The 8,111-nt window shown below is 66.0% G+C and carries 9 protein-coding genes and 1 pseudogene; 9 read left to right on the top strand and 1 reads right to left on the bottom strand.

The window, feature by feature from the left end; genetic code table 11:
- A partial coding sequence (locus ACE039_RS14415) for an amidase family protein (protein ID WP_485822657.1) occupies positions 1–567 on the bottom strand: 567 nt, incomplete at its 3' end.
- Positions 568–761: 194 nt separating this feature from the next.
- Here ACE039_RS14415 and ACE039_RS14410 point away from each other — a divergent pair.
- The 9 genes and pseudogenes from ACE039_RS14410 to ACE039_RS14370 all read left to right on the top strand — a co-directional run.
- On the top strand, positions 762–1,490 hold the full coding sequence (locus ACE039_RS14410; RefSeq protein WP_448708726.1) for a FadR/GntR family transcriptional regulator: 729 nt from the start codon (positions 762–764) through the stop codon (positions 1,488–1,490).
- Positions 1,491–1,586: 96 nt separating this feature from the next.
- The gene (locus ACE039_RS14405) at positions 1,587–2,456 is read left to right on the top strand and encodes a substrate-binding periplasmic protein (protein WP_485822656.1); all 870 of its coding nucleotides are present in this window, start codon (positions 1,587–1,589) and stop codon (positions 2,454–2,456) included.
- A 140-nt stretch (positions 2,457–2,596) separates the two neighbouring features.
- Positions 2,597–3,445, top strand: a complete 849-nt coding sequence (locus ACE039_RS14400; RefSeq protein WP_416028736.1) for a transporter substrate-binding domain-containing protein — start codon at positions 2,597–2,599, stop codon at positions 3,443–3,445.
- A gap of 10 nt (positions 3,446–3,455) precedes the next feature.
- Entirely contained in the window at positions 3,456–4,493 is a 1,038-nt protein-coding gene (locus tag ACE039_RS14395; RefSeq protein WP_310034124.1) for an L-idonate 5-dehydrogenase, read from the top strand.
- A 41-nt stretch (positions 4,494–4,534) separates the two neighbouring features.
- Positions 4,535–5,200 (top strand): amino acid ABC transporter permease, encoded by a 666-nt coding sequence (locus ACE039_RS14390; protein ID WP_105559455.1) that lies wholly within the window; start codon positions 4,535–4,537, stop codon positions 5,198–5,200.
- Positions 5,197–5,856, top strand: a complete 660-nt coding sequence (locus tag ACE039_RS14385) for an amino acid ABC transporter permease (RefSeq protein ID WP_105559454.1) — start codon at positions 5,197–5,199, stop codon at positions 5,854–5,856. Before ACE039_RS14390 ends, ACE039_RS14385 begins: the two co-directional genes overlap by 4 nt.
- Positions 5,853–6,665 carry an amino acid ABC transporter ATP-binding protein gene (locus ACE039_RS14380; protein ID WP_105559453.1) on the top strand — a complete coding sequence of 271 codons (813 nt, stop codon included), beginning with the start codon at positions 5,853–5,855 and terminating at the stop codon, positions 6,663–6,665. Before ACE039_RS14385 ends, ACE039_RS14380 begins: the two co-directional genes overlap by 4 nt.
- A 31-nt stretch (positions 6,666–6,696) precedes the next feature.
- Complete coding sequence (gene manD / locus ACE039_RS14375) at positions 6,697–7,908, top strand: D-mannonate dehydratase ManD (RefSeq protein WP_485822655.1); 1,212 nt, start codon at positions 6,697–6,699, stop codon at positions 7,906–7,908.
- Positions 7,896–8,111: pseudogene (locus ACE039_RS14370) on the top strand (mannitol dehydrogenase family protein); the annotation flags it as partial. The gene manD and the pseudogene ACE039_RS14370, both read left to right, overlap by 13 nt.

Raw genomic sequence — 8,111 nt, 5'->3', positions numbered from 1 at the left:
CCCCCCCACGGCCGCGCCGCTGCCCGACGACGAGCCACCGGCGATGCGGCGGTTGTCGTAGGCGTTGCGCGTGCCCTCGCCATGCGTGCCGGGGAAGGCGGTGTTGTAGCCGGATACGCCAAAGGCCAGCTCGTGCATGTTGGTCTTGCCGATGATGACGGCGCCGGCGGCGCGCAGGCGCTGCACGACCGGGGCGTCCTGCGCGGGATGGAACTGTTTAAGGGCTGGGGTGCCGGCGGTATTGGGCAGGCCGGCCACGTGGATGTTGTCCTTGATGGCGATGGGAACGCCGCCCAGCGGCGCGGCGGCCGGGCTGGCCGGGGGCGGCGCGGCGTCGTAGGCGCGGGCCTGGGCCAGCGCGCCCTCGTGGTCGACGGTGATGAAGGCATTGAGCACGCCGTGGGCGTCGATGCGGTCCAGACACGCCTGGGTCAGCGCCAGACTGCTGAGGCGGCCTTCACGGATCTGGGCGGCGGCCTCGGTAACGGTCAGGGCGGCCAAGGCATCGCTGCCGGGCGAGTGAAGCGGGGGCTTGACGGACAATGGCTGCCTGGACGTATCGGACATGACGCTTCCTTACCTGCACGGAGGGATTCTGTTGGACTGCCATCTATACAGGGTTCCTGCCGCCGCTGTCGACCCCCGCCGCCCCTTCTTGCCGCCACCCTGCGCACCGATGGTTTACCACTTTGATACTGGTAAACCATTATGGTGAAAATTGGTGAACCACTTATGATTTGGTCTAACCACTTTTGATATCCATGACACTTCAACTGATCCCCAAACCCGAAGAGCCGGCCAGCAAGCCGGTGGCGGACCGCGCCTATGTGCGGCTGGCCGCACAGATCCAGGCCCTGGTCTCGCAAGGCGAGTTCGCCGTTGGCAAGCGTTTGCCGGCTGAACGCGCACTGGCCGAACGCTTTGACGTCAGCCGCACCGCGCTGCGCGAAGCCATCATCGCGCTGGAACTGCAGGGGGTGGTGGAAGTCCGGGGCGGATCGGGCATCTACGTCTGTGAGCCCAAGCCCGGCATTGCCCGTTTGCCGGCGGCTCAGGAAGCCGGGGCGGGCCCGTTCGAGTTGTTGCGGGCGCGTTGCCTGATCGAATCCGAAATCGCCGCGCTTGCCGCCACGACCCGCAACGACGCGGATCTGGACCGCATCTTTGAAGCGCTGACGACAATGCGCGAGCAGATGATGGACAAGGCGGCCAATGAAGAAGCCGACCGCCGCTTCCACCTGTACATCGCGCAGTCCACGGGCAACAGCGTGCTGCTGGCCACGGTGACGTCGATGTGGGATCAGGCCCAGGGGCCGATCTGGGAAAAGATCGAACAGCATTTTCATACGCAGGAGTTGCGGCACGCGTCGCAGGAAGACCATCAGCGCATCTTCAGCGCGCTGGTGGCCAGCGACGCGCAGGCGGCGCGGCAAGCGATGCGCGCGCACCTTGAGCGCGTGATCGGCGAATTCGCGCAGGGGTGGCGTTGACCCCGTAGCGCAAGGCGGACAGGCAGGCTGCCCCCGGTAGAGCGAGGAAGATAACCGCGCCCCGGATCCGGGCTTTTCAAGTTCAGGAGACAAGCAATGCAGCAACAGAGCAAGGGAAGCCGTGCGTGGGCCCGATGGGCGACAGCCGCGATGCTGGCGATGTCATTGCCGGCGGCCGCGCAAAGCGGCGCGGCGGGGGCGGCCAGCCCGCCGGCGGCAGGGCAAAGCCCGCGCGTCGACGCCATCCGCAAGGCGGGCGAACTGCGGGTCGGCGTCCTGCAGAACGCGCCCTGGCTGATCCAGGACTTGTCGGGCAAAAGCGGCGAGGCCTGGAGCGGTCCGGCCTGGCTGCTGGCCAAGGAATACGCGCGCCAACTGGGCGTCAAACTGACCGCGGTGCCCGTTTCGCACGAAACCAAAGTGCCCGTGCTGGCCGCCAATCAAGTCGATATGACCATCAGCCCGCTGGCCGAGACGGCCGAGCGCCTGAAAGTGGTGGATTTCGTGCTGTATTCCGCCACCAGCGTCTGCATGTTCGGCCGCGCCGGCAACGACAAACTGACCCGCGCCAAGACGGTCGAAGACCTGAACCAGCCGGACGTCACGATCGCGTACTTCACCGGCGGCGCCGAAGAGGCCTGGGTGAAAGAACGCTTTCCCAAGGCGCGGCTGCGCGCCGTCGCCAACTCTGGCGCCACCGCGCCCATCGAAGAGATCATGGCCAAGCGCGCCGACGCGGCGCCGATCAACCGCGTGCCGTGGGTGGGGCTGAACCGCAAGGTGCGAGGCCTGGTGGTGTTTCCCGCCGAAGCCAATTGCCAGCAGAGCACCGAAAAGGCCTCGCCGGTGGGGCTGGCGATCGACAAGAACCAACCCGGCTACCTGGCCTGGCTGCGGCAGGTGGCGGCGACGATGAAGCCCACGCTGGATGCGGACGAAATGCGCATCATCGAACAGACCCCGTAGGCCGTCCGGCCATTCCCCTTTTCAACCGGCACGCGCCCGGCGCGTGCAGATCTGGCGATTCCGCCGGTGCGTCAACACGCCGGTACCCGGCGCGCCGCCTTCGTGCGGTGGCCATCCGGGCACCCTCTAGGAGACTTTGCATGCAACCCCGATTTCCCTCGCGCCTGACCGCCGCCCGCCTGTTCCTGTCCGCCGCGATGCTGGCGGGCGCAGCCGCGGCGCACGCGCAGACGCCGCCCGCGCCCGGCGAAAGCCCCCGCATCGACGCGATCCGCAAGGCGGGCGTGCTGCGGGTCGGCGTGGTCAACAACCCGCCCTGGCTGGTGCAGAACACGACCGGTTCGGGCGAACCGTGGATGGGGTCTTCGTGGCTGCTGGGCAAGGAATTCGCGCGCTTGCTGGAGGTGAAGATCGTGCCCGTGCAGGTCAGCCACGAGACCAAGGTGCCTGCGCTGATCGCCAACCAGATGGACATCATGATCGGCCCGCTGAACCAGAACGCCGAGCGCGCCAAGATCATCGATTTCGTGACCTTTTCCAACACCAGCGTCTGCATGTTCGGGCTGGCGTCGAATCCGAAATTCACCAACGCCACCAAGGTCGAGGACTTCAACCAGCCCGGCATCACGATGGCCTACTTCTCGGGCGCGGGCGAAGAACCGCTGGTGCTGCAGAACTTCCCCAATGCCAAGCTGCGCGGGGTGACGAATTCGGGATCGGTCGCGCCCATCGAGGAAGTGCTGGCCGGCCGTTCGGACGTGGCGCCGCTGAACCGCATGCTGTGGCCCAACATCAGCAAGAAGGTCAAGGGCCTGGCGGTATTCCCGAAGGAAAACGACTGCCAGGACAGCAAGATCTTCGCGATCGACGCGGGCATGGGCGTGGCCAAGGATCAGGCCGTCTACCTGGACTGGCTGCGCAAAGTGGAAGCGCGCATGCATCCCGAACTGGCGGCGGAAGAGCGCCGCATGACGCAAACCCTGAAATAAGGCGGCCATCATGTTGAATTGCGCGATTCATGGCGCCCAGGACCTGCGCCTGGACGAACAGCAGCCCGAGGCCCTGGGCCCTACGCAAGTGCGGGTGGGCGTGAAGGCCGTGGGTATCTGCGGCTCGGACCTGCACTACTACCGGCACGGCAAAGTGGGCGATTTCGTCATCCGCGAACCGCTGACGCCGGGGCACGAGGCGTCGGGCCAGGTGCTGGAGGTTGGCGCGGCCGTCACCGCCGTCAAGCCGGGCGACCGCGTGGCGCTGGATCCGGCGCGTACCTGCGGGGTCTGCCGCTATTGCCGCCAGGGCGATTCCAACCACTGCGAGTCGGTGTTCTTCTTCGGTAGCGCCAGTCGCTATCCGCACATGCAGGGCGCGATGCGCGAACAGGTGGTGGTGCAGGAAAAGCAATGCCTGCCGGTGCCCGACAGCCTGTCGTTCGAACTCGCCGCATTCGGCGAGCCGCTGGCCGTGGCGCTGCACGCCGTGCGTAGTGCGGGGACGCTGCTGGGCAAGACGGTCATGGTGGTGGGAGCCGGGCCGATCGGCGCATTGATTCTGATGGCGGCGCGTCTGGCGGGAGCCAGCCGGGTGATCGTGGTGGACATCGTCGACGAGACGCTGGCCACCTGCGTGCGGGTGGGCGCCACGCGCACCATCAACGTCGCCCGCGATCCGGGCGCGATCGAGGAACTGGCGGCGGGCAAGGGGTCGGTCGACGTCTGCTTCGAGGCGTCCGGCAACTATGCCGGCCTGGCCAATTGCATCCGCGTGACGCGTCCGCGCGGCGTCATCGTGACGGTGGGCACGCTTAGCGGCAGCAGCGAGCAATGTCCGTTCAACCAGATCATGGTCAAGAGCTTGTCGGTCATCGGCAGCTTCCGTTTCGTGGACGAATACGCCTGGGCCGTGGACTACCTGAGCCGCGGGCTGCTGGACGTATCGCCACTGTTGACGGCGGCGGTGCCGGTGGCTCGCGTGCATGACGCATTCGCGCTGGCGGCCGACCGCCATCAGGCCATGAAAGTGATGGTGACGTTCTGACGCGCGCGTCGCCGTCGGCCGTCTAGTTTCACGGAGACACCATGGATTTTGATTTTTCCCCCCTTGTCGAGAACTGGCGATTCTTCGCCGGCGGCCTCGGCATCACCGTGGCGCTCAGTGCCATCACCGCGGTGTCCAGCATCCTGCTGGGCCTGGTGATCGCGCTGCTGCGCCTGTACGGGCCGCGCTGGCTGCGGGTGCTGCTGGTGTTCTATATCGACAGCATGCGCGCCATCCCCGTGCTGGTGGTGCTGGTCTGGATCTACTTCGCGTTTCCGCTGCTGGCCGGCATCAACTTCGCGCCTTTCTGGGCGGCCCTGGTGGCGCTGACCCTGCATATCGCGGCCTATTCGGCCGAGGTGATCCGCGCGGGCATCGAGTCGGTGCGGCCCGGGCAGATGCGCGCCGGCCTGGCGTTGGGCATGTCGCGAGCCCAGGCCCTGCGCAAGATCATCCTGCCGCAAGCCACTATCCGCATGTTGCCGGCCTTCGGTTCGGTGCTGACGCTGGCCATCAAGGACACGGCGATCGCCACCGTGATCGCGGTGCCTGAACTGATGCACAAAGCCGAGACCATCGCGGGGCAGAGCTACCGGCCCATCGAGGTTTTCACGGCCGTCATCGTGGCGTACTTCGTGATCTTGTTCCCGGTCACGCGCGGCGTGGACCGGCTGTATCAACGCTACGCACACCTGGGGCGCTCATGAATCTGGACTGGGGAATCATCTGGAATTCGCGCGATGCCCTGCTGCAAGGCGCCGCGATGACCATCATGTTGACGGTGGTGACGATGGCGCTTGCCGTGCCCGGAGGCATCGTGCTTGCGCTGATGCGCCTGTCGTCGAACCGCGTCGCCAACGGGGTGGCCGTCGCCATCGTGGAGTTCTTCAGGAATCTGCCGCTGATCCTGGTGATCTATTGGGCGTTCTACGTGATGCCGATGGCGCTGGACGTGCAGTTCTCGGCCGTCACCACCGCGCTGGTGGCGCTGGTGCTGAACGTGTCGGCCTACAACTCCGAGACCTTTCGCGCCGGCATCAATTCGATCCGCAAGGGTCAGATGGAGGCGGCGCTGGCGATGGGCATGTCGCGCCGCCAGGCCATGTTCAAGGTGCTGATCCCGCAGGCGGGGCGCCGCATCCTGCCGGTGCTGGCCAGCACCTGGATTTCGCTGTTCAAGGATACGTCGCTGGTGTCGGTGATCGCGGTAAGCGAATTGGCCTATGCCTCGATGCAGGTGCGCGCGCAGAGCTTCCGCGTGCTGGAAATGCTGACCGCGATGGCGGTGATCTATTGGCTGATGGGATATCCCCAGGCCAAGCTGGTCGACTGGATCCATCGCAAATACGGAGTCAAGGAATGAACGACATGATCCTGGAGCAGGAGCCAACAGCGGCGCATGCCGCGTTGGCCGGGCGCAAGGGCGCGGACCAGCCGCCCGTGCTGGTCTATGAACACGTGCGCAAGGTCTACGGCGATTTCGTGGCGCTTGCCGATGTGTCGCTGCAAGTGAACAAGGGCGAGGTGATGTGCCTGATCGGCCCGTCCGGTTCCGGAAAATCCACGCTTCTGCGTTGCACCAACGCGCTGGAAAAGCTGGACGGCGGCCGCGTGCTGCTGGACGGCGTGGCGCTGCCGGAATCCGAATCCGACGTGCGTCGCGTGCGCCAGCGCATGGGCATGGTGTTCCAGAGCTTCGAACTCTTCCCGCACAAGTCCGCGCTGGATAACGTGGCGATGGGGCCGATCACGGTGCTGGGCATGACGCCCGACGCCGCCCGGGCCCGGGCGATGGCATTGCTGGAGAAAGTGGGCCTGGCCTCCAAGGCGGGAAATTTTCCCGCCAATCTGTCCGGCGGCCAGCAGCAACGCGTGGCCATTGCGCGCGCGTTGGCGATGGAACCCGAAGTGATGTTGTTCGATGAACCGACGTCGGCGCTGGACCCGGAAACGGTGGGCGAAGTGCTGAACGTGATGAAGAAGCTGGCGCAGGAAGGCATGACGATGATCGTCGTGACCCACGAGATGAGTTTTGCGCGCCGCGTGGCCAATTGGGTGGTGGTGTTCGAGAACGGCGCCATCCTGGAGCAAGGCCCGCCCACGCAGATTTTCGACAACCCGCAAGTCGCCCGCACCCGCGACTTTCTCAGCCATCTGGGCTGGGAAGGCTAGGGCCTTTTCCCGTCTCTACGGAAACCAAGAAATGAAAATTACGAACGCACGCGTGATTGTTTGTTCGCCGGGCCGCAATTTCGTGACCCTGAAAATCGAAACCGACCAGGGCTTGACCGGCATTGGCGACGCGACCCTGAACGGGCGCGAACTGGCCGTGTCGGCGTACCTGACCGAGCATGTGATTCCCTGCCTGATCGGGCGCGATGCGCATCAGATCGAAGACATCTGGCAGTACCTGTACAAGGGCGCGTACTGGCGCCGCGGGCCGGTCACCATGACCGCCATCGCCGCCGTGGATACGGCGCTGTGGGATTTGAAGGCCAAGGCGGCCGGCCTGCCGCTGTATCAGCTGCTGGGCGGCAAGAGCCGCAGCGGCGTGATGGTCTACGGCCACGCCAACGGCTCGGACATCGAGCACACGGTCGACGAAGTGCTGCGCTATGCCGACATGGGCTACCGCGCCATCCGCGCGCAAAGCGGCGTGCCGGGCCTGGACAAGGTCTACGGCGTGGGTCGCGGCAACCTGTTCTATGAACCCGCCGACGCCGACCTGCCCAGCGAGCACGACTGGTCCACCGAAAAGTACCTGCGCCACGCGCCGAAACTATTCGAGCGCATCCGCGAGAAGCTGGGGTTCGACCATCACCTGCTGCACGACGTGCACCATCGCCTGACGCCGATCGAAGCCGGCCGCCTGGGCAAGTCGCTGGAGCCCTACAACCTGTTCTGGATGGAGGACGCGACGCCGGCCGAGAACCAGGATGCGTTCCGTCTGATCCGCCAGCACACCACCACGCCGCTGGCCGTGGGCGAGATCTTCAATTCGATCTGGGACTGCAAGGATCTGGTGCAGAACCAGCTGATCGACTACATCCGGACCACCGTGGTGCATGCGGGCGGCATCACGCACCTGCGCCGCATCGCGGACCTGGCCTCGCTATATCAGGTGCGCACGGGCTGCCACGGCGCCACCGACCTGTCGCCGGTCTGCATGGGCGCGGCCCTGCACTTCGACCTGTGGGTGCCCAACTTCGGCATCCAGGAATACATGCGCCACACGGACGAGACGGACGCGGTCTTCCCGCATGCGTATACGTTCGACCATGGCATGCTGTATCCGGGCGACGTGCCCGGCCACGGCGTCGACATCGACGAGAAGCTGGCCGCCAAGTATCCGTACAAGCGCGCCTATCTGCCGGTCAACCGTTTGCAGCAGGACGGAACGCTATGGAACTGGTAGCGGCCGGCGCGACGCGCTTGTCGGCGCGGCGCCTGGACGCGCTGCCGCACGCCGTGGCGCGGCCGGGCTATGCACGGGCCGGCCTGCGTCTGGGCATCGTCCATCTGGGCCTGGGCGCGGTTGCACGCGCCCACCTGGCCGCGGTCAACGAGGCCGCGCTGCATGCGGGCGCGGACCCCGACTGGGGCATATGTGGCGTGTCG

Source organism: Achromobacter maghribensis (genome assembly GCF_057334215.1).
This window is presented reverse-complemented; position numbering and strand designations above follow the sequence as displayed.